The following is a 21,775-nucleotide window of genomic DNA, read 5'->3' as shown; positions in this document are numbered from 1 at the left end:
CATGGCTGACCGTTCACCCCTCATTGCAGCGATGCTGGATGCGGCCTTCGCAGCCGGCGAAGGGCTGAAGCGCGACTTCGCCAACATTGCCCAGCTGCAGGTTCAGCATAAGCAAGGCCTGGACGACATGTTCAGCGAGGCGGATTTGCGCGCCGAGCAAACCGTTCGCGAAAGGTTGTCTTCATTCCGTCCGGAATACGGTTTCCTCGGCGAAGAGGGTGGGCTGGTTGCGGGTGACGATCCCGACAATGTCTGGATTGTCGATCCTCTCGACGGCACGACGAATTTTCTCATCGGCCTGCCATTGTTCGCGGTGAACATCGCACTCGCCACCAATGGCCGGGCAGTCGCCGGGGTGACCCATATCCCGCTTCTGGATGAGACCTTCTGGGCCGAGCGGGGCCAAGGAGCCTATCTCAACGACCAGCCAATCCACATTTCCTCTCGACAGCAAATGATCGAAGCGGTCCTGGGCGTCGGAATTCCCTTCGCGAGTAAACCGCGACACGAACAATTTGCCGCAGAAATGGCGCGATTGACGCCGATCGTTTCCGGCATTCGCAGGCTTGGGGCGGCAGCGGTCGATATGGCGTACGTCGCCTGCGGTCGGTTCGATGCTTATTGGGAGCAAAGCATAAACGCGTGGGATATCGCAGCCGGCGTAGTCATCGTCGAAGAGGCAGGCGGCATCGTAACTGATACGCTCGGACAACCCCTGGTTCTCGACAATGGGACCGTACTTGCTTCGGTCCCGCAGCTTCATTCCGAGTTGGTCGACGCGATCGCTCCGGTAGATGGCTAAGCTCGGCGCTACGCCCAAAGCATACCTGTTCCTTTTGTCTGTCGCGATTTGTGGCGCACTCCATGCGCAAGCTCCGGAGACCGCTGGGACGCAGGTGTTCACGCCCGACTTCTTTGCATCGTCAAAGCCCGCCGATGCCTACGACATGGTTCGAAAGCTGCCGGGGTTCGAACTGATCGAAGTGGACGAGGAAGTTCGCGGCTACACCGGATCGCGCGGCAACGTCCTTTTCGACGGCCGGACGCCGTCAGGAAAGCAGGACAGCCTGGAGCAAATGCTGAAACGCATTCCCGCAGCTTCGGTACTTCGGATCGAACTGATCCGCGGCGGGAAGAAGGGTGCTGCGACCGGCGGGTTTGATCTGGTTGCCAACGTGGTGCGGCGTCAACAGGTGGCGAGTTCAGGCTCTGTCCTCGGCGGGATTAGCGCTGCCGACGAAATCGGTATCCAGCCAGACGGGCGGGTCGAATATTCGCGCGACGGAACCCGTAGCCGCCTGGACGCCGCGATCGAGCTTGCCACGGAAATTGATGAAGACTCTGGTTCCGGCGAGATCGTCGAAACTGATCCAGACGGGGCCGTCGAGCGAGTCATCGGCCGCGACGAGAGAGAATATGTGCGGACGCTATCGGCGAGCGTCGAGCACGACCTGACGCTGGGCGACGGGGAGTTGGTTACCAATCTCAGCGGGGCTCGCGCCGTAACGCGCGAGAAGATTCGCTCTACCGAGGACGGGATCGAGGTCGAAGCGCCGGAGCGGGAAAGAATATGGAGCGCCGAAATCGGCGTCCAATATCAACGCTCATTGGGCCAGGGCGAACTGGAAGCCCTCGTGACCCAACGGACGGAATGGCTCGATGCCGATGCCGAGGAGGAGGATGAGCTATTCTCCGAGAGCACACGCAGCAGCGAAACGCTGGCCCGGGCCGAATATCGCCACGAGGGCGGAAGCCTGCAGTACTTCGGCAGCATCGAGGGGGCTCTCAACAGGCTGACCGGCGACGCAGAACTGAGCAGCGATGGCGTACCGATCCCAATTACCGGATCGGACGTCGATGTTAGCGAACGTCGCGCCGAGGCGGCGATTGGCGCAACGTGGCAAGCCAGTAAGAGCCTGGCGTTGGAGACCAGTCTGCGTGCGGAATATTCCGCGATTCGGTCCACCGGGGATGCATCGCAAGACGATGACTTCCTGTTCTGGAAACCGCGGATTCGGCTGTCATGGGACAACCGTCGAACGAGGATCCAGGCCACGTTGGAAAGGGAGGCCGCCCAGCTCGATTTTGAGGATTTCGTTGCGTCGGTCGAGCTTGATCGGGACGATGTGGTGGCGGGCGCGCCGTCGTTGACGCCGCCTACCACCTGGTCTTTCTCGACGTTGTTCGAACAACGCTTCTGGGATGGTGGCTCCTTCATCCTGACATTCCGCCGCGAGCGGATCGACGATGTCATCGACCGCGTCGTCGTCGAAAGCGATGGCGAACTGTTCGATGCGGTGGGCAACATCGGTCGAGGCAAGCGGACAAGCTTGCGCGCCGAGCTTACTGCGCCGCTGGATCAGATCGGCCTCAGCGGAATGGAAATTCGGGCTGATCTTACCTTCCTGAAAAGCCGCGTGACCGATCCCATTACCGGAGAGAAACGCACCATTTCGGAAGACAAGCCGTTTGAGGGCGAGCTTCGCTTCACGCACGACCTTCCCGGTGGGCGGTGGAGCTGGGGAGTGGACGCGACGCTGTCCGAGAAGGAGCACGAATTTCGCTTCGACGAGGTTCGGCGCGAACGGACCGGCACGGCGCTAGGGGTGCATGTCGAGTTTCGGCCGACGTCCGACTGGCGGATCCGTGCTGAAGTCGAGAACGTCGCATGGGACGAGCTGACTGATCAGCGTGACAAATATGACGGGCTGAGAACGTTTGACGTCCTGGAATCGATCGAAACCAGGCGGATCAACACCGACCCGATATTTACGCTAAGCATCCGCCGAGCGTTTGGAGCGGACGAGGGCTAGTGAGGCAGGATACCTGTCCGGCGCGCGTAATGTTCGGTGGCTTCTAGCACGTTGGCGCCGCTGCCATCGTTCGGCGTGGTGAAGACGCGCGCGGTTGCCTGGTCGCCGTCCATCGTCAGGTGGACATATCCCCAGATCAGGCCCTTGGCGTAGCTGGTCTTCAACTCCGGATTGTTGCGGGCCTGGTGAGCCATGAATGCGCTGTTGACCGGCCGCTGCTTCGCCGCCGCGCCTGACACTATCTGCGGCAGTGGCGGAAGGTTGCTGCCGGGCACAGCGGCCGCGCAGCTGTCGGTATGAAGCTCAAGCGTATGTTCGTGGCCCGCCAAAAACATGTCGGCATATTTGCACATCGTCGGCAGGATCAGGCGCCGAAGGACACGGGCCTGCTGGAACTTGCTTCCTGCCGAGGACCAGATGGGGTGATGTGCCATCACGATTTTCCACCGAGCGGTCGATTGCCGAAGCGACTGTTCCAGCCAGGCGACCATGTTCCGCTCGCCCTCATTTTGCGGCTTTGTCCACGGCTCGGGCTCTTCGAGCGTGGTGCCCGGAAGTTCGCTTCCGTCATCCGCCAGCTCGGCTTCGTAAACCTTTTCGTTGGCCAGCAGCACTTCGGTGTCCAGCACGAAGATCTCGACGTCGGGTCGGCCCGGAGGACTGACCCGATAGAAGATCCCGTCCATGTAAAAGGGCTTGGTCGTTTCGAGATAGCGGACTTCGGATAGCGCAGCCTCCCGCGAGGTCCGCCAATCATGATTTCCGAGCGTTGCGTAGATCCGGAAGTCGGGTGCGATGCTCCCGAAATCTTTATAAGGTTCTAGCAGGATCTCGTTGAAGCGCTTGGCATCGCTGATGCCGTCCGCGCCGCTCGTCGGGCCATTGGGATAGATATTGTCGCCGAGCATGACGGCGGAATCGCATTGCGCAGTCTGGCAGTAGCTGCGCATCGCCTTTGCGACCGGCATCATTCCACTCGCGGCGACATAACCCCCGGTATCGGGCAGCTGGATCATCGCAGATGGCGCGAATTCGGCGGGCGGCCGCTTGTCCTCGGCCCATTCTTCGCGCTCGACGGCGATCGCCTGTTCAAGCGTTAGGGGCGGCTTGCGCTCGTCCGCTTCGAGGTAATCTAGATCGTAGCCGTGATCTCCGAACAGCAGCATCGCGTAGGGCCGCGATCCTTGTGGCGAAACCGCGCCAGGTGGCGTGCTTGCGCAACCGGCCAGGAACAGGGTCGCGCCCAACAGATAGCCGCGCATCAGATTAGCCCTTCCAATCATGTTTTAGTCGCGGAGCCGGGTCCGCCAGAGGCTTGCTGCAAGCAGCATCGAGACGACGGATGAGCCGATCCAGAACCAGATGACCGGCCCGAAGTCATAGATGCGATCGTCGCCTGCGATCGCCATATTCTGGTCGATCAGGATGCCGGAAACTTGCTCCTGTATCGCAGCCCCGATGTAGCTGAAGATGCCGACTACCCCCATCGCCGCGCCCGCCGCGCGTTTGGGAGCGATATCGACGCCGAAGAGCCCGCCGAGCGAGGTTACCAGACCGGTGAGGCCCATGCCAAACAGCAGCATGCCGACAATCAGCATCGGCGTATTCGTCGGGCCGAAGAAGATGATCGCAAGCCCTAGCAGCTCAAGGATTGCGAACAGCAGGTTGGCGGGTGGACGCCGCGCGTTGAACAGTTTGTCGGATGTGAAACCGAACGCCACCGCGCCGGCAATGCCCGCCAGGGTGCTGATCATCAGAAGCGTTCCGGCCATGGGAAGCGAATAGCCGCGGGCCTCCTGCAGATAGAGGATGCCCCAGCTGTTGATGCCGTAGCGGGTGATGTAGGTTGTGGCGCTGGCGAGGGCGAGCACCCAGATCGCCGGTATCTTCAGGATCGAGAATTGGAGAGCGAGCGTGCTCCTGGCGCTGCTTTCGCTCGTTTCCGTATACTGGTCCTTCTTCCATTCGTTGACCGATGGAAGGCCAAGCGTTTGCGGACGGTCCTGCATCAACGCAAACACGCCAATGGCCGTGACGATGCCGATCAGGCCCGGGCCCCAATAGCCCCATTGCCAGCCGAGATAAGAAACCAGTCCGCCAACCACCAGGAAGGTGAGGCCTTCGCCGATGGAATGCGCCGTGCTCCAAACGCCATAGGCCCGGCCCCGCTCCTTGTTCGAAAACCAGGCGGTCATCGCCACGACACCTCCAGGAGCGCCGAAGCTTTGGAACCAGCCGTTAAGCCCCCAAATGATTGTCGCGGCCAGGACCGTAGTCGTGAACCCCATGAAGAGATTGCAAATCGCAGTGAGCAGAAACGCTGCCGTCAGGAAGCGTCGCGCATTGGCGTGATCGGCAAGGAAGCCGTTGGTGAGCTTCCCCAGCGCATATGTGTAGAAGAGCGCGGAGCCGATCGTCCCAAGCTCGGTCGGCGTAAAGATGCCCTGATCGATCAAGGGCTTCTTCACCACGCCGATCGCAAGCCGGCACATGTAGATGAGACCGTAGCCGATCGTGATAGCCAGCATCACGCGGATCCGGTTGCGCCGGAAAAGTCGATCGATTTCCGATTGCTGCTCGATACGGGGAGCCTCGGCGCCAGTCGCGAACGAGCGGAGAAGTACGTTCATTTCACTTCTCCGCTCATAACGCTACTTCGCATGATGTTGGCCTGCTTACCCGATCAGAAGACTAGTCGAGCGGTCAGCATGACCTGAGGCGAAGTCTCCTCATGCTCGACCTCGAAATTGTCGACGTCGCCGTTCTGCTGGTTCTCGATGATCTCGAGGCCCGTATCGCCGTCGTAGTTCTTCTCCCACTGCAGGCTTCGCGCATCGAGCAGGTTGTTGGCGCTGAGGCGCATCACGAAATTGCTGCCAAAGCGCTTCTCGACATAGGCTTCGAGGTTACCCTCATACTTCTGGAATTCCTCTTCGCCGAAGAAGGTGCTGGTCGCCTGCCCCTGCTTGCGGAAACTGAATCCTGCGGACATCCCCCAGCTCGGAATTTCCTGGGTCAGGCCGAAGTTATAGACATATTTGGGCTGCCCATCGAACCGCACTTCCTGTCCGGTGTTGGGTTCGGTTCGCTCGGACCAGATCCGGGTGTAGTTGGCGAACAGGCCCGTGTTAGGCATCCCGATAAAATCAAGCGGTGCCGACAAGTCGAATTCAAGGCCATAGACTTTGCCATTGCCGACATTGTCGAAGCTGTAGATGCGGGCGCGGCCTTCGTCGCTGTCAGGATCTTCGTCTGGGAAGACAGGTACGCCCGTATTCACCAACGAGATCAGGTCGCGAACCTTACGGTAGAAGAAGTTCAGGCCGACGACGCCTCGCGGCAGTCGCTGTTCAAGCCCGATGTCGACGCCCCAGGAGGTTTCGAATTTCAGGTCCGGGTTGCCGATCGTAACGTCATTGTCCTCGGGATCATCAGTCAGGCGGAACGGGACCACCTGATCCACATTCGGCCGGCGGACAGTCTTGGCCAGGCTGGCCCTGAACTGCGGCCCGTTACCGAACGGAATCTGGAAGTGGATCGACGGATTGAGGTGGAACTCGTTCGCCGAAGCCTTTTCCTCGTCGGCTTCCGTCAGATCCTGCCGGATCTTCTGTTTTGATTTGGTATATTCGGCGCGAACACCCGTCTGAAGCTTTGCTCCGCCGCCGAACTTGAATTCCGCCAGCGCGAAGCCATCGAGTCGGCTTTCGTTATATTTGAACCGGCTCTCGACGATCGACGCGTCTTCGTCGTCGTTGAGGTCCTCGCCGATCGTTTGGCCGAATGTGCGCCGCTTGATCTTGCCGGCGATGCCGCCCTTCAGGCTCCAATTGCCCCAATCCTTCTTGATCGCGGCGTCACCCGAGAATTCCTTGTCGTTCACGTCAAGCGCATCGATCTCGAAGAGTTCGGCGTCATCCGTCAATTCAAGGTCTTCAGCGTCCAACGTGTCCAGGTCGAACGGGTCGTCATCGATCTCATATGTATTATTGGAGCTTTCCTCGTCGAACTGCGAGTAGCGAAGCTGGGCTTCGGCGCTCATGCCGTTGCCCCACTTGGTTTCATACAGTCCCGAAAGCCCGAAGTTCAGCTGCCGCCACGGCTCCTTCGCAACCTCGGTCGCATCGATTTCCCAGCCCTCATCGAAGACCGGATCCTCATCATCATTCTCCGGGCGCTCCAGTCCCAGCGTCTGTTCGGTATCGGTACGACGCGTTCGGATCAGGAAGCCATCGAAGCGCAGCTTGCTTTGCTCGCCGAGCACGAAAGTGATGTCGCCATTCAGCGAAAGGTCGAAGCTTCTGCGGGTGTCGAGTTCTTCGGTGCGTTCAACCGCGACCGAGCCGTCCCGATCGAATGGCTTGAATAGGTCCAGTCCATTCTCACTGTCTTCGAATCCTGGCGAGTTGTCGTCGAACACCTCTTCGCGCGTGAGTTTCGGATTGTAGCGCTGCTGTGCATCGACAGTCAGCGACCATGCCACGGTTTCGGCCGCATTCCGCCCCGACCACGAGACCGCTCCAGATCCCTTGATGGTATTGTCGTCAGGGTAATAGAGAAGGGCCGCGCGGGTAATGATACCCGGCGGCAGGCTCGCGCCGTCCTTCAGGATAATGTTGATGGTGCCGCCGATGCCCTGGCTGTCGAGGTCCGCGGTTGGCGATCGAATGATTTCAATGCGGTCGATAATTTCAGCGGGAATGCGGTCCACGAAAACCGAACGGTCGTTACCGCCGCCCGGGATCGGCCGGCCATTTACCAGGATCTGGGTGAAGCCGGCGCCGAGGCCGCGAAGAGCCGGCGCGTCATATTCGCCAATGTCGCTGCCGAAGGCGACGCCGGGCACGCGCTTCAGCGAGTCGCCGACCGACGTCGGCTCGAATTTCTGGAAGAACTCCTGACCGAACGTCAGCTCCGGAGCGATGGTGTCGGTACGATTGCGGTAGATTCGCGAGCCTACCACGACGATGTCGCTCAGCGATCGGTCATCGGTTGTCTCCAGGCCTTCGCTGGTTGGAACCGCTGGCTGTCCTTCGACCTTCGCATCGCCTTCCGCGGCCGTTTCGGCGGCGGGTTCCTGATCGGGCGTACTCGACTGCTCCGGCGCTTGTTGAGCCATCGCTGTTTGGGCAGCGAGAAAGGCAGTCGAAAAGAGAAGCACCTGCAGAGTTTGCAGCTTGCGCATCATAGTCTCTCCCCCTTGTCCTCACTTCTTCTGGTGACGACAAAATTCATGATTGAACAGAAAATTCCAGAATGCAACTATTTTGGAATTGTCCTTGCACGGCGAAGTCGTCGCGATTAGCTATCTGGCATCTGTGACAGACCGGAGACGGCCAAAATGCGGGTTGGGGTGGGACTTGCCGGGATCGCCGGAATCGCCTTTTTGGGAACTGGAGTCGCGGCGCAAAACGCACCCGCCGTTCCATCCGTCGACGCATCGAGCACCGTCGCGACCCAGCAGGGCGGCTCGAACCGTGCGGTGGTCGTTTCTGATGGCCAGAATGCATCGATTGTCGGCACGGCCGAGCTTGCTGGACTCGAAATTTATGACAGCTCGGGCAAGCGCACTGGCTCTGCTCCCGCTGGCGAAGCGGTTAGTGTCGATGTGCGTTATGGCGCGCTGCCGGGGCTTGGTTCTTCTCCAGTCCTGCTCGCCGCGGATGCCGCTAGTAACAGCCTTCGCTTTTATCGATCCCAGGGCGGCGCTCTCACGGAAATTAGCGCGCGGCCGGTTCCGCTTGGCATCGCAGTTGAAGGTGCATGCCTCTATCTTAGCAGCCAGGACGGCTCCCTCTACGCGTTCGCGCTGGGCGACGGGGGTGAGATCGACCAATATCTGCTGTTCGAACCCTCGGCCGGCCGCGTGGATGCCAAGCTGATGCGGCGGCTCCATGTGGCTTCCACCGTCGAGCATTGCGTCGCCGACGATACGACCGGCCAGCTTTACGTCGCGGAACAAGCGGTCGGGATCTGGCGCTTCAATGCGGAGCCTGAAACCGAAATTCTACCGACACTGGTCGACGCGGTTCGGCTCGGCAAAATTACCGAAGAAGTCGGCGGACTCGCACTTTACGACGGCGGCGAAGGAGCCAGGTGGCTGATCGCTTCCAACGCATCGGCGGGTCAGCTTTATGTTTACGATCATGCCAAGGACGATGCCTATGTCGGCGCATTGACGATTTCGTCGGCGGGAGAGGCGGTCGGCGAACCTGGCGGCCTGTTCGCAACAAGCTCGGCAGTTGGATCCAGCCAGGGCGCTCTGGTCGTCGGTGATGAAGACGGGTCGAACTACAAAGTCATTCCGTTCACCAAGATCGCTCAAGCGATTGGCGTCGGCGCCGGTTCGCCGCAACCGCTGACCGTTTCAGTCGCACCAACATTTCCAATCGTGCATCCCACAATCGAGTCCGACCCAGTAACCAGCGCTGCCGACGCGGCCGACGATCCAGCGATCTGGGCCAATCCTGAGAATCCCGCCGCAAGCTGGGTGATCGGCACCGACAAGCAGGGTGGACTTCATGTTTACGACATGCAGGGCAAGTCTCGCTTCTTCGCCGCCGACGGCAAGATGAACAATGTCGATCTCAGAACCGGCTACCGGCTTGCCGGGCGCGATATCGTCCTGGTGACGGCCAGCGACCGAACCAACAAGGCAATCGCCATCTATTCGCTCGATACTGCGACCGGATCGCTTTCCAGCATCGCGGACGGCATCCAACCGACCGGCCTGTCAGATCCCTACGGCCAGTGCATGTATCGCAGCAAGCGTGGGCGGACCTATGTGTTCATCAGCGATCCGGACGGCCTGGTCCGCCAATGGGAACTGGTTCCCACGCGATCCGGAAAGGTCCAAGCGAAGCAAGTGCGCGACATCAAGTTCAGCAGCCAGACCGAAGGGTGCGTCGTCGATGACGCAAACAGCACACTCTATGTTGCCGAAGAGGACATCGGACTTTGGCGAGTGACGGCCGATCCCGTGAAGACCGCCGTCCCTGTCTCCGTCGACAAGGTCACCGACAATCCGAAGCTCAAGGACGATATGGAAGGCGTCGGCCTCTACGATCTTGGCAGCGGGCGTGGCTATCTGATCGTCTCGAGTCAAGGCAACAACAGCTACGCGGTTTATCGCCGCGAGGGAGATAACGCTTATGTCGGCTCATTCTCTGTCGTCGCTGACCCGGCAAAGGGCATCGACGGCATTTCCGAAACGGACGGCCTCGATGTGTCGAGTGCAAACTTGGGCCCCGGCTTCGAGCAAGGCGCCATGATCGCACAGGACGGGCGCAACATGCTTCCGGTCGAGAATCAAAACTTCAAATTCGTTCCGTGGTCGACAATCGCGAAATCTCTCAAACTGGATTCGAGGCGATAAACCTCGTGGCCGTGGAAAGCAGTTGCTGTCGGCCGCTTTGGGCCGGATGCAGTCATTCGTCGCCGGTCTGAACGAACGGCAGAATTAAGGTCCTGGCGGCCCGCAAGCGGCCTGTCCGATAACGGCCATTAACGGCTGGCCTGCAGTACACGGCAGCTATCTAAAGATAAATTTTCAACCGTCCCAAATGAGCGGATATCGGATCCCATAAGGGGGTCGATCCATGGTCAAAGCTGCTGCCGCGCCAACTAGCGCGCGCCTTGAGTCCCTCGACTTCATTCGAGGCTGTGCACTTTTCGGGATCCTCATCATGAACATAGTCGGCATGGGCATGGGCCCTGCCTACGACAACCCAAGAATCATGGGAGGCGACACGGGGATCAACCTTTGGACATGGTTCGTCGTCAACGTGACCTTCGAAGGTACGCAGCGGGCCTTGTTTTCGATCCTGTTCGGAGCGGGCGTCATCCTTTTCACTAGCCGGCCCGATTCCACCGATGCCTATTTCCGGCGCAATCTGTGGCTCATCGCCTTTGGCCTGTTCAATGCGTGGATTCTGCTGTGGGGCGGAGACATTCTCTATTTCTATGGGCTGACGGCCCTGTTCCTGTTTGCCTTCCGCAACTTGCCCGGAAAGAAATTGCTTGCTCTTGGCGTAGCGTCCTTCGTCCTCGGCGCAGCCTGGAGCGGACTTGATACCTACAATTCGCTCGATCTCTACAAACGCGCTCTCGCCGCCCAAAGCGTGCCGGCCGCCAAGCGGACGGACGATCAGAGGAAATCAATCGAAGAGTGGAAAGATGAATCGCGCGGCGGTCCTTCGCCGGCCATGGTCGCCAAAGCGAAACAGAAAAATCAGGCTGGTTACTTCAGCGCATTGCAAGCCCGGGCACCCTGGATCGCGAAGGCCGAGTCCTGGGGCGCATACCGATATTTCTTCGACATTTTTGGGATGATGATGATCGGCATGGCCTTGTTCAAGCTGGGCGTTCTGACTCTTGAGGCAAGGACAAGAACCTATTTAGCGATGATGGTGGGCGGTTATGCGATCGGCATGCCGCTCAACATCTACGAGGCCAATTGGCTAATGAGCCACGGTTTCTCGGGCCTTGCCAGGCACCAGGCCGAAATCACCTATGATTTCGCGCGGCTGGCACAAACTACCGGGCATCTTGGCCTGCTTGGGCTGTTCCTCAAGTCCGGCATTTTTACCTTGTTCAGGACGTCCATGGCCGCCGTCGGGCGGATGGCGCTGACGAATTACCTGACGCATTCGGCCGTCGCGCTGACCATCTTCGTGCTGCTTGGCTATTGGGGAAAATTCGAACGGTACGAGCTTTATTTCATCGTACTTATTGTCTGGGCGGTGCAGATTGTCGTCAGCCCGATCTGGCTCAGGCATTTCCACTTCGGTCCGGTCGAATGGCTGTGGCGCTATTTGACCTATGGTAGCCGGCCGCCCTTCCGCAAAGGTGCATCGGCATCGGGCTCTCGGCCGGCGCTTGCTGGATAGCAACAGATGGCCACCATCGGAGCGATCTGATGACCGCAATGGGTGGAAAGCGGTCATTAGAGCAGATTAGTTCGGCACTGCCTGCATTGCGTCTTTAAAGGACCGCATTGGCAGGCCATGCGCCTTGCAAAACCTGTAAGTCCCGTAGCGCTTAGTTACCCTCTCTGCATTTTCTGGCGTTGGAAGCATTCCAGCCTTTTCGATATTCTCGATCAGTTGGCCGTGAACCATATCCAGATATTCGAAGCGGCCGCGAACTCGTTCGATGTCCTTGATGATCGAGTATCGGACTGCGGGATCGAGCGGCAGTCGGTGAGCCAGTGCGACAAATGCGGGCTCGTTTGCCTCGACTTCGGCTAGCATCGCTGCCATCTCCGGCAGCTGCGTGTAGTGGCCGGCGAGTTGACGCCGCAATGCCGGGTCGAAGCTTCGGATTGTGCCGTCGCTGACAGCCGCCTCCCATGCGTCTGTCGGGTAGTTCTTTCCCGGCATCCGGAACACGTAATGGGAGCCATCTTCTTCAGAATATAGCGGTGCCGGGTCCAGCGTCGAACCGCTGGCGAGGACACGGTCCCGCAGTCGGTAAATTTGCGCCTGCAGGCAGGGGTAGATCACGCGATACTCGACTGCATAGTCGTAATGCTCGGCCAGCTCAAAGCGAAGTGCCGTCCTGGTCGCTTCGACCTTGTCGTTCCAACTGCGGTCTTCGGCCCATTGCTGCGCGGCGAGTGCTATAAGCACGCCGACTGTGACGATCACCAGTTCAATAGCGATTGCGGTCCAATCTTGGGCTCGAAGCTTCGCAACAGCGCGCTTGAAGATCATCGTTCTACCCCCGGAATATAATTACGGGGTTAGCCAGTGTCCGCAATGGGTCGAAAGCGGCCGCTCGTGAAGGCTCAACCTATTGGCGAAATGGGGTGTATCTGGACACTCGCCTGCGGTCGACCCGACCTACTGGACATCGTCTGACACAGGGCATGGCTTCCCTTGAATACAACGGCGGCACCCTGCTGTTTCAGCGCACTCGCCACACTCTTCATTCGTTCGTTCATTAGCCGGACGTCTGCTCTATCCGCGCCGAAACGGTAACAAAGGACAAGCGCGGCCCCAGACTGACGTTTGGCCCCGCCCACGGCTTCACGGAGCATCGGGAGCTGCTGCACGGGCATATCCGCCCGTCCGGCATCGAAGTAGATTGGGAACACTGGCGCAGGAGCAGCTACAATCGGAGGTGCCGATGAAGATTGAAACTGCGCCAGGGCTGGCTCAGAGCTAATTGCCAGTATTGAGAGCAAGCATACAAGACGGGCATCGTTCATTACTGTGACCTTGTTATTCCGACCCGGCGCGGCCCTTTTGGCGCTGCGGGCTAATGACCGCAATGGGTTGGTTTCGGCCATGACCGGTATGGGTGGAAACATTGTGGCCGAGCCGTTCTTAATGCTCCGTTCGAAGGGCGCAGGCGGCGTGATCAGCGCGAGAACACCGCTCCATGCGGCGCGCCTTCGCCAGTCCAGCCGTGCGGCCATGACTGCTTGGCAAAACTGAATCCGGCCTGGCCATCCGGCCCGCGAAAGGCTTCGTCTATCGTCAGCGCGCCGCTCTTCTCATCGAGCTTGAGCAAATACATCCGCTGGCCCGGCTTTTCGGGCGTAACGGCCAGGCGCCGCGACTTCGGGTCCCAGGCTGTCCAGTGCGGGGCAAAATCTGAGCCCATGACCAGTCGCGAGACCTCCACCGGTCGGTCTCCGTCGGTAATATCGAGGACGATGAAGCCGTGGATGTCGGGGACGCTCTGCACCATATATTGCCCGACGATGGTCGGCACGCCGCACCAGCTTCCCGGGTATTGGTAAACCAGCTTCGCCTTGGGCGCCGGGCCTTCCATGCCAGTCACCCGCTGCACTCCGCATGACAGGGTGTGGACATAGGCCACCCCGTCGGCTCCGATCCGCGGCTCCTCGGGAGAGATATGCCCATTGAGCCGGGGCCCTGGATCCAGCCTGTGCGTCCCCAGCAGTTTGAGGTCCGACAGGCGGAACAATTGATAGGTGTTGCTGGTCAGCAGGAAATCGTCGCGCATCGGCGAATTGGTGACGATCACCCGGTCGATCTTCGGCAGGACCGCGAGGCCGTAAGGCAGCAGCCCCTCATCCGCGAACGCCGGGTCGGCATTGCTCGCCGACCGCACCATCTTGCCGGAATCATCGATCTCCACCAGCCCGCCGGTCTTCCCGCCCATAGCCATGTGGCCGCCGTGATCGGGATATTGGAAGGTCGCCAACACGTTGCCGTTGGGCAGGCGAACGAAGCTATGTGGCATGCTGTATCCGCCAAGGCTCGTGAAGGCGCCGGCCTGGCGAGGCTGACGCGGATTGCGCAGATCCATGATCAAGGTGCGATTGGCGTCATGATCATTAGCAAACAGCATTCCGCTGGCCGGCATTTCATATTCGGAATGATGGGCTTTCGAGCTTTTCTGATCAGTGCCGATACCGGTCACTAACTTGCCGTAGGTCGGAGAAGCCGGATCGGCGTCCACGACTACCAGGAAGTCGTTGCCGGTTTTTGCGGGGTCCCCCACCCAAACGAACAGATATCGGTCAGCTGCTTTGATAGACTGGGACTGTGCAGCCGCACCCCATGTCAGCAACGCCAGGACAAACAGTTGCAAACCACGAAACATGGCTATTCCCCCTATCTTCGCGGAGAAACGGATTACGACCAGTCGTACGCGTCACATCTACACTGTGATTGTTCCACTCAACGCCAATGACCGCAATGGGTCGGAAGCGGTCATGACCGCAATGGGTGGAAATCGGACCTTGCATGAATATCCCGAACTAGGCGGAAATTCGATGCCTGGCTTTGGGCGCTTGGCGTCATCCCCAATATTGTGTCACTGAAGATGAAGCTGGGCAGTCGATCAAATCGTACGCTTGGCGTCGAGGATCATTGAGTCGCCATGGGGGTGCGCCGGACAATTCGCGCGGGGGACGGAAAATGACAGACGAGACATTTGCACGTCCAGATTACGGCCCGTCCGGTGCAGGAGCGGTGCGCTTTTTCGAGGGTTTCCCGGAGTGCCTGCCCGAAGAGGTAGCTGCCAAATGGCAGTGCGTCGTCGATACGATTGCGGTGTTGCTCGGGGTTCCTGCCGGCCTGATCATGCACGTGCGCGACGAAAAAATCGAAGTTGCAGTGGCAAGCAGCGGGGGCAGCCATCCCTATCATGTCGGCGATTCCGAGCACTTGGCCGAGTCAGGGCTTTACTGCGAAACGGTCGTGTGCACCGGAGACCGATTGCTCGTCGCGGACGCCCTTGCCGACGAGCTTTGGAAGGACAATCCCGACGTCAAGTTCGGGATGATCGCGTATCTCGGCTTTCCCATTCACTGGCCCGATGGACGCCCGTTCGGCACGCTTTGCGCGCTCGACACCAAACCCAACCATTTCGGCCAGATATTCGAACGTCTTCTCATCCAGTTCAGGGATCTGATCGAGCAGGACCTGGCGATGCTGTGCGAAAGTCTGTCGCTCACGCAGCGCCTGACCCAGGAGCGGGAAGAGGCACGCAATGCGGCAAGCGCTGCCCGCGCGGAGTTGGCTACGGCTGCCAAATTGTCGGTCATCGGCCAGCTCGCCGGATCAATCGTCCACGAGATCGGTCAGCCTTTGGCGTCCATCCGATTGCACGCCGCCGCCGCCCTGAGCTGGCTTGAGCGCGATCCGTCGCAACTGGATGAGGCGATCACCTCGATCCAACAACTACGCGTCGCGGTCGACGATGCGTTCGAGCTGGTCGCGAGCCTCAGAGCGCAGGCACGACGCGTGCCGGCGGCAATGAAATCGCTGGAGCTCAACGAGATCGTCAGCAAGGTGGTGGTGCTCGCACGGCGCGATCTGAGCTCGATGGGCGTCCATTGCGAGTTGCATCTGGATAAGAAGGGGACATGCCTTCAGGGCGACCGGTTGCAGATCGAGCAATTGATCATGAACCTCGTCCAGAACGCCGGGCGCGCGCTACAACGGGTCAGCGATCGACCGCGGCGCGTGCGCGTGAGCACGACGGCGGGGGCCGAAGGCTGGACACTTGTCGTCGAGGACAATGGGCCAGGAATCGAGCCGGCCATCGCGGGAATGATCTTCGAGCCCTTGTTCACGACCGAGGAGACAGGGCTCGGCCTTGGTCTTTCGATTTGCAAGTCGATCGTCGAAGGCCATCACGGCACTATCTGCGTGGAGGAACGCGACACCGGCCCGGGTGCGCGCTTCCGCATCGCGCTTCCCATCAAAAATTGGGTGCAGACTATAGATTCCCTTTGTGGTGAGGCCGCAGCAGAGGAATGACCGCAATGGGTCGAAAGCGATCATTAGGATGCCCGTCAATCAATCCATGCGCAGCGCCCAGGCATGGCCAAACTGTATGTAGAAAACCCTGCCGCCCGGACCGTAAGCAATATCAATACCCACATCCAGGCCAAGCTTTCGCGCCAGTCGATAGCGGAAGCCAGCCCCACCGGCCGCGATCAGGCCTGAATCCTTGAAAATTCGTCGGCTTCCCGCATCCGTCGCGCCGACGCCTCCGAAAGCGAGCAACGTCCAGCGATTGCTCAGCTGCCAGGCCAGTTCGGCCTCCGTGCTCACAACATTTTGCCCCTGGTAACGGATAGCCTGGACCCCGCGCAGCGTGATCGCCGGCGCGAAGTAGGACGGATAGTCGCCGCGGATCCCGTCAAATTCCAGCTTCAGGCTCCCGTGCAGAGATGACCCAAAGCGTGAGAAGCCATAGAAATGGGCGTCATATTCCTCATAGTCTCGGTCGCTGCCGAACGCGCCGCGATTGAATTTACCTTCGACAAAGGTGTTGATGCCGTTGGTGGGCGTGAGCGAATTGTTACGGCCGTCGAAATGAACCCCGAACCCCAATGCGCCCGTCGTCAGCGTGTTGTTGAAGTCCCTAGCGATGCCTTCCGGCACGCCGGCAATTTCGAGGCCGGAGCTCAGCTTGCGGAAGTCGAACACCGGACCGGCGGACCAGCCTTGATCGCCGATGCTCCACAGCGCCGATCCAAGGATGCCATATTTATAGCGGTTGGTATATTTGATGCCGTTCGGAGCGAACGCTGGGAAGGCTTCCAGCCTGAAGTTTCCGCGCCCAATCCCGACGCGATAGTTCAGCCGCCCATCAAAGGCATAGCCCGCCTCGAAATAGCCCCCGCCGGTTGAACCATTCCCTGTCTTGAACGCGGCGCCGATGCGCCGCCTGACGCGATTGGGATTGTCCTTCGGAACCGTCAGGAACACCGCGGCCAGGCCAAATCCTCCGTCGACCACCGGTTCGGTGATGATGATTGGCAGGGGGATGAAACCCCCCTTCGCCAGGAAGTTGGAAAAGTCGACCTTGCCGTCCTCTTCGTCGACGAAATAGCGCTTGATGAAGCTTTTCTTCTTCGGTGGCTCTCCCGCATCTGGAGTGACATCCGTGTCTGGTACATCGTTGCCAGCAGCGGCTTGCGTCTCCTCATCGGTCACGCCTTGCCGCGATACCGGCTGGTCCGGCGGCAACGGCAGCGGCGTTATCGATTGCCCGAGTGCAGGTACGCCGGCACACAAGAATGCACACGCGACGAGTACATGGGCCAATCTTAGCTGCACCGACAATTGCGACACCTGGCGCATCCTTGATCGCATCCGCCGGAGTTGCGGCCGGCGAACGGACAGGCATCAAGCGCAACTTAGGCATCGCCGTACACCGGGGAAATTCCGGTCCCGGCGATGAAATAGTACTTAATGACCGCCGTGGGTCGGATTCAGTCGTCCGCTCTCATTATGAACGAACGGCCGGATTAGCGCCTGGCGGACCCGAAAGCGGACGGTCCGCTTTCGGCCAAAACGAGCCGCAAGCCAGATTTTTGTGCTACTGTCGGAGCTTCGGTTTTGGCGGAGAGCGCAATCTAGACTGGCGCGAAATGGGAAGTTGGTGTCGTCATTCGACATGTCTTAAGTGCACATACTCGTACGCCAGCCGCCGGTATTCCGCCCTGTCCGAAGCTACTGCTTTTGTCGTGGTAATCAGCTTGCACGCCGTGGGGGCGTCGTTAAAGTTTTGGTGCGAAAACTTCGCCCATTGGACAAAGACGACTAGGTAGAAGCGTAGGTTGCTCGATCAAACCCCAGATAAGGCCAGCGAAACCCCCGCCTTTCTGTCGGATGGTGGCGAAACCGGCGCCTTGATGCGCTCGCTTGACTGGTCTCGCTCACCGCTTGGCCCTCCATGCAACTGGCCGCAGTCGCTACGATCGGTCGTAGCGCTGATGCTCGGATCGAAGTTCCCGATGTTTGTGGCGTGGGGGCCAGAACTGGGCTTCCTCTACAATGATGCCTACGCCGTGATCCTGGGAGCGAAGCACCCGCAAGCAATGGGGAGCCGCTTCGAAGTCATATGGAAGGAAATTTGGTCCGACGTAGGTCCGTTGGCCCATCGCGCGTTGCAAGGTGAGGCAACATGGCTGGAGGACCTGCCGCTCGTCATGAACCGCAAAGGCTTTGACGAGCAAACCTGGTTCACCTTTTCCTACTCTCCTGTTCGTGGCGACGATGGCCAGATTGCCGGCATGTTCTGCGCAGTTGCGGAAACGACCGAGAAGGTGATTGCACAACGACGCGTGGCCGACGAGAATCTAACGCTCGAACAACGCGTAGCACAGGCTCTGGCCGACAAGCAGGTCTATGCCGACATTGTCGAAAGCACTGACGCCTTCGTTCAGATGGCCGACCCTGAGTTCAATTTCCTGGCGATCAACAAGGCATCCGCAGACGAGTTCGAACGCATCTTCGGCATTCGGCCGAAAGTCGGCGACAATATGCTGGCACTCCTTGCGGACAAGCCTGAGCATCGTTCGGCCGTGGAGAGCGTATGGTCACGAGCCCTCGCTGGAGAGGAATTCACCGAGATCGCTGCGTTCGGTGATCCCGCACTTGATCGCCGCCACTATGAGATGAAGTATAACTCTCTTCGAGACGAAGATGGTCGTGTGATCGCTGCCTACCAATTCGTCTATGACGTAACCGACCGGATCCGCGACCTGGAACGCCTAAGAGACGCTGAAGAAGCGCTACGGCAAAGCCAGAAGATGGAGGCCGTGGGGCAGCTCGTCTCAGGGCTTGCCCACGATTTCAACAATGTGCTCGGAGCTGTTGTCGCCGCATTCGATATGATCCGTCGGCGGGGAGACGACCCAGAGCGCGTAAGCCGGTTTGCCGAAGCCGGGATCCAGGCAGCCAAACGTGGCGCTAAGCTTACGTCGCAATTGCTGGCCTTCTCGCGGACTCAGCGGATTGAACTGACGCCGTTGTTCGTCTGCGACGTTATCGAGAAGATTGAAGACCTTCTCGCGCGCACCTTGGGGCCGCTCATCGAATTGGATCTGGCTCTCAACCCGGAGCCGGTAGCAGTGCTTGCCGATGCCACCCAGGTGGAGATGACGGTGCTTAATCTTGCCCTAAATGCCCGGGATGCGATGCCCGAGGGGGGGCAGCTCTTTATCGGTACGGCTGTTCAACACATTGCCGCAGACCCGGAATTGGAGCCGGGCAAGTACATCGAACTAACCATCAGAGATACTGGCCAAGGTATGGACGAGGACACGCTTAGGAAAGCCTTGGACCCGTTCTTTACAACCAAGCCTGTTGGCAAGGGCACTGGCCTCGGACTTGCGCAAGTTTACGGAAGTGCGCGTCAGTCGGGTGGCACTGTCAGGATTGATAGCAAGTTGGGACGCGGCACCACCGTGCGAGTGTTCTTCCCTGCTACAGACCAAGCTGCGACGAGGCATCTGCACGAAAACACTGCCGCCCATAAAGGACCTTCCAAGGGCGGACTAGTTCTGCTGATCGATGACGACGAGGACTTGCGGAGCATCGTTTCTAGCGCACTAAATTCGCTCGGATACGAGGTCGTTACCGCTGCAGATGGCCCCAGCGGACTGAACCAACTCCTCTCCTCCAGACCGGATGTGCTTGTTGTAGATTTTGCTATGCCAGGAATGAACGGAGCCGAAGTAGCAAAACAGGCCCGGGAACTTTGTCCCAACCTGCCGGTAGTGCTCGCCAGCGGGTATGCGAACACCGACGCCATAGAGCGAGCGATCGGGAAGGATGGAAAAATACTACGTAAGCCCTTCAGGATCGACGAATTGCTAGCGGCAGTTGCGGAGGCAACTGGCGAGGCGGCTTCCAGCGTTGAAGTCCCGCTATAACTGGTTCCCGGAGGTTAGGATTCCCATCAAGAAAATAGAAGCCGAGCTCGTCAGCGCACAGAATGCACTTCGAGAGAGTGATGCAGCATTCCGCACTCTTGCAGATGCGCTGCCGCATATGGTCTGGTCGACCCTTCCGGATGGCTATCATGACTATTACAATTCCCGCTGGTACGAATTTACCGGTGCTCCCGCGGGCTCAACCGACGGCGAGGCATGGAACGGAATGTTCCATCCCGATGACCAAGAACGTGCTTGGACGATTTGGCGCGAAAGCCTGAAAACCGGAAAGCCATATGAAATTGAATATCGCCTCCGTCATCACACCGGTGAATACCGGTGGACACTGGGGCGGGCCCTTCCGATGCACGACGATGATGGAAAGATCGTCAGATGGATAGGAACCTGCACCGATATCCATGATGCCAAGGAATACGCGGCCCAGAATGAAATCCTAAGTCGTGAACTGAGCCACCGAATCAAGAATATTTTTGCCGTCATCGGTGGACTTATTGGAATGTCGGCTCGCAGCGACTCGGGACAAAAACAATTTGCGGCGTCGCTCCAGCAAAGGATTGCCGCGTTGGGGAGGGCGCATGAATTTGTGCGCCCACATAGCGAGCATTCGGCACCGCGCGATCTGCCTGAAACTCTCCAAGGTATCCTGCGCGAGATTCTGTCGCCCTACCCAGCACTGGCTGATGGACGAATCTTGATTGCCGGTGACAATGTTTCGATCGACGATCGCGGAGCAACGCCGATCGGCCTTTTGATTCATGAGCTTGCTACAAACGCATCAAAATATGGTGCGCTTTCTACTTCTAACGGAACGGTGAAGCTGGTCGCTGCTATTAATGGCGACGAACTGGTGCTGTCATGGCTGGAGGCAGGCGGACCCAGAATCCACGGTCCACCAAGCAGGACCGGATTCGGCACCAAGCTTACCGAACTCAGCATCGTCCAGCAGCTTGGTGGAAGCCTCGAACGCAACTGGAAGCCTGAGGGCCTCGCCGTTGAGGTACGCGTGTTGCTCAGCAGGCTTGCGCGCTGATCAACCAAAAAGCTTGAGGCCGCGTGGAGGAGTAACTTGCCGGCCGTCGCGCACGCCAAGGGCATAATCGACGGCTGCCTTCACCGTTCCCTCATCTGTCGGCTTCGCGATCACGCCAATTGCTCCTGCTAACCCCTGACCTAGCAGCCGTGGATTTGCAGTGATGAACACGACGGTTACACCCCGTGCGCCCAGCCGTTGGCCGATCTCAGGGCCCGTAAGTCCGTCGCGAAGATTTAGGTCGACCAGAGCCAAGTCGATTGATTCTTCGAAAAACGCGTTCGCGGACTCCAGATCGGGAACGATTCCGATCGGATGATGGCCGAGGTCGCCCAGAATGCATTCAAGCTCGAGAGCGACCAGCATTTCATCCTCAACGATAAGTATGCGAGCGGACATAATCCTTCGGTTATCCTTCGGTTATCCTTTGGTTCCAATTCGGTCCGGACAAACGATCAAATGGGCAACTGGTTTCCTTGAACGTCAGCTAGCCACACGAACCGCGTTTTTTCAAACCGAGCCTAGACTTTGGCAGTCGGCCGCAAGGCTCTGCCTTTCCAGAACGAGTAACACAACCGTTCGAAAAGGGGCGGATGTAGCCTTTCGAAGCCAATCTGAACGAATGGCAGGAATGGCACGTCGCCAACCCGAAAGCGGACAGTCCGCTATCGGCCAGGTTGCGACGCTCGATCGTACTCAGACGCTAGTGACCGGAATGAGTGGAAAGTGGACGCTGCGATTTCCTTGTCGCGAATTGAT

14 protein-coding genes are annotated in these 21,775 nt (G+C 59.0%); 7 read left to right on the top strand and 7 right to left on the bottom strand.

Annotation, left to right across the window (positions count from 1 at the left end; translation table 11 throughout):
• Window position 1 precedes the first annotated feature (1 nt).
• Together LZ496_RS12060 and LZ496_RS12055 are read left to right on the top strand one after the other, a co-directional pair.
• On the top strand, window positions 2-802 hold the full coding sequence (locus LZ496_RS12060) for an inositol monophosphatase family protein (protein ID WP_249904972.1): 801 nt from the start codon (window positions 2-4) through the stop codon (window positions 800-802).
• Entirely contained in the window at window positions 795-2,813 is a 2,019-nt protein-coding gene (locus LZ496_RS12055) for a TonB-dependent receptor domain-containing protein (RefSeq protein WP_249904971.1), read from the top strand. The genes LZ496_RS12060 and LZ496_RS12055 overlap by 8 nt, the downstream gene beginning before the upstream one ends.
• Here the strand turns inward: LZ496_RS12055 and LZ496_RS12050 are convergent.
• Genes LZ496_RS12050 through LZ496_RS12040 form a run of 3 tightly spaced genes read right to left on the bottom strand, consistent with a single transcriptional unit; the run spans window position 2,810 to window position 8,001 of the window.
• The gene (locus LZ496_RS12050; RefSeq protein ID WP_249904970.1) at window positions 2,810-4,075 is read right to left on the bottom strand and encodes a metallophosphoesterase; all 1,266 of its coding nucleotides are present in this window, start codon (window positions 4,073-4,075) and stop codon (window positions 2,810-2,812) included. The genes LZ496_RS12055 and LZ496_RS12050 overlap by 4 nt on opposite strands.
• A gap of 24 nt (window positions 4,076-4,099) precedes the next feature.
• Complete coding sequence (locus LZ496_RS12045) at window positions 4,100-5,443, bottom strand: MFS transporter (RefSeq protein WP_249904969.1); 1,344 nt, start codon at window positions 5,441-5,443, stop codon at window positions 4,100-4,102.
• A 53-nt stretch (window positions 5,444-5,496) separates the two neighbouring features.
• Window positions 5,497-8,001: a TonB-dependent receptor plug domain-containing protein gene (locus LZ496_RS12040; RefSeq protein WP_249904968.1), complete on the bottom strand. Its 2,505-nt coding sequence runs from the start codon at window positions 7,999-8,001 to the stop codon at window positions 5,497-5,499.
• A 153-nt stretch (window positions 8,002-8,154) separates the two neighbouring features.
• Between LZ496_RS12040 and LZ496_RS12035 the strand changes: the two genes are divergently transcribed.
• Both LZ496_RS12035 and LZ496_RS12030 read left to right on the top strand, forming a co-directional pair.
• Complete coding sequence (locus LZ496_RS12035) at window positions 8,155-10,188, top strand: phytase (RefSeq protein WP_249904967.1); 2,034 nt, start codon at window positions 8,155-8,157, stop codon at window positions 10,186-10,188.
• 310 nt (window positions 10,189-10,498) lie between these two features.
• Complete coding sequence (locus LZ496_RS12030) at window positions 10,499-11,701, top strand: DUF418 domain-containing protein (RefSeq protein WP_249904966.1); 1,203 nt, start codon at window positions 10,499-10,501, stop codon at window positions 11,699-11,701.
• Between the two features lie 66 nt (window positions 11,702-11,767).
• Here LZ496_RS12030 and LZ496_RS12025 read toward each other — a convergent pair whose 3' ends face one another.
• Window positions 11,768-12,526, bottom strand: coding sequence for a hypothetical protein (locus LZ496_RS12025; protein ID WP_249904965.1), 759 nt, complete (start codon window positions 12,524-12,526; stop codon window positions 11,768-11,770).
• A gap of 649 nt (window positions 12,527-13,175) precedes the next feature.
• Entirely contained in the window at window positions 13,176-14,390 is a 1,215-nt protein-coding gene (locus LZ496_RS12020) for a selenium-binding family protein (RefSeq protein ID WP_249904964.1), read from the bottom strand.
• Between the two features lie 317 nt (window positions 14,391-14,707).
• Here LZ496_RS12020 and LZ496_RS12015 point away from each other — a divergent pair, with 317 nt between their 5' ends.
• Window positions 14,708-16,054: an ATP-binding protein gene (locus LZ496_RS12015; RefSeq protein ID WP_249904963.1), complete on the top strand. Its 1,347-nt coding sequence runs from the start codon at window positions 14,708-14,710 to the stop codon at window positions 16,052-16,054.
• A 39-nt stretch (window positions 16,055-16,093) separates the two neighbouring features.
• Here the strand turns inward: LZ496_RS12015 and LZ496_RS12010 are convergent, their stop codons facing one another.
• A complete protein-coding gene (locus tag LZ496_RS12010) occupies window positions 16,094-17,398 on the bottom strand; it encodes a BamA/TamA family outer membrane protein (protein WP_249904962.1) in 1,305 nt (434 codons plus the stop codon).
• Window positions 17,399-18,021: 623 nt separating this feature from the next.
• Here LZ496_RS12010 and LZ496_RS12005 point away from each other — a divergent pair.
• Window positions 18,022-19,965, top strand: coding sequence for a PAS domain-containing protein (locus LZ496_RS12005; protein ID WP_249904961.1), 1,944 nt, complete (start codon window positions 18,022-18,024; stop codon window positions 19,963-19,965).
• Window positions 19,949-21,016: a sensor histidine kinase gene (locus LZ496_RS12000; RefSeq protein ID WP_249904960.1), complete on the top strand. Its 1,068-nt coding sequence runs from the start codon at window positions 19,949-19,951 to the stop codon at window positions 21,014-21,016. Before LZ496_RS12005 ends, LZ496_RS12000 begins: the two co-directional genes overlap by 17 nt.
• Here LZ496_RS12000 and LZ496_RS11995 read toward each other — a convergent pair whose 3' ends face one another.
• The gene (locus LZ496_RS11995) at window positions 21,017-21,415 is read right to left on the bottom strand and encodes a response regulator (protein WP_249904959.1); all 399 of its coding nucleotides are present in this window, start codon (window positions 21,413-21,415) and stop codon (window positions 21,017-21,019) included.
• Window positions 21,416-21,775 lie beyond the last annotated feature (360 nt).

The sequence above is a fragment of the Sphingomonas caseinilytica genome (assembly GCF_023516455.1).
GTDB classification, from domain to species: Bacteria; Pseudomonadota; Alphaproteobacteria; order Sphingomonadales; family Sphingomonadaceae; genus Sphingomicrobium; species Sphingomicrobium caseinilyticum.
The sequence above is the reverse complement of the archived record's forward strand: the minus strand, read 5'-3'. Positions and strand labels throughout refer to the sequence as shown.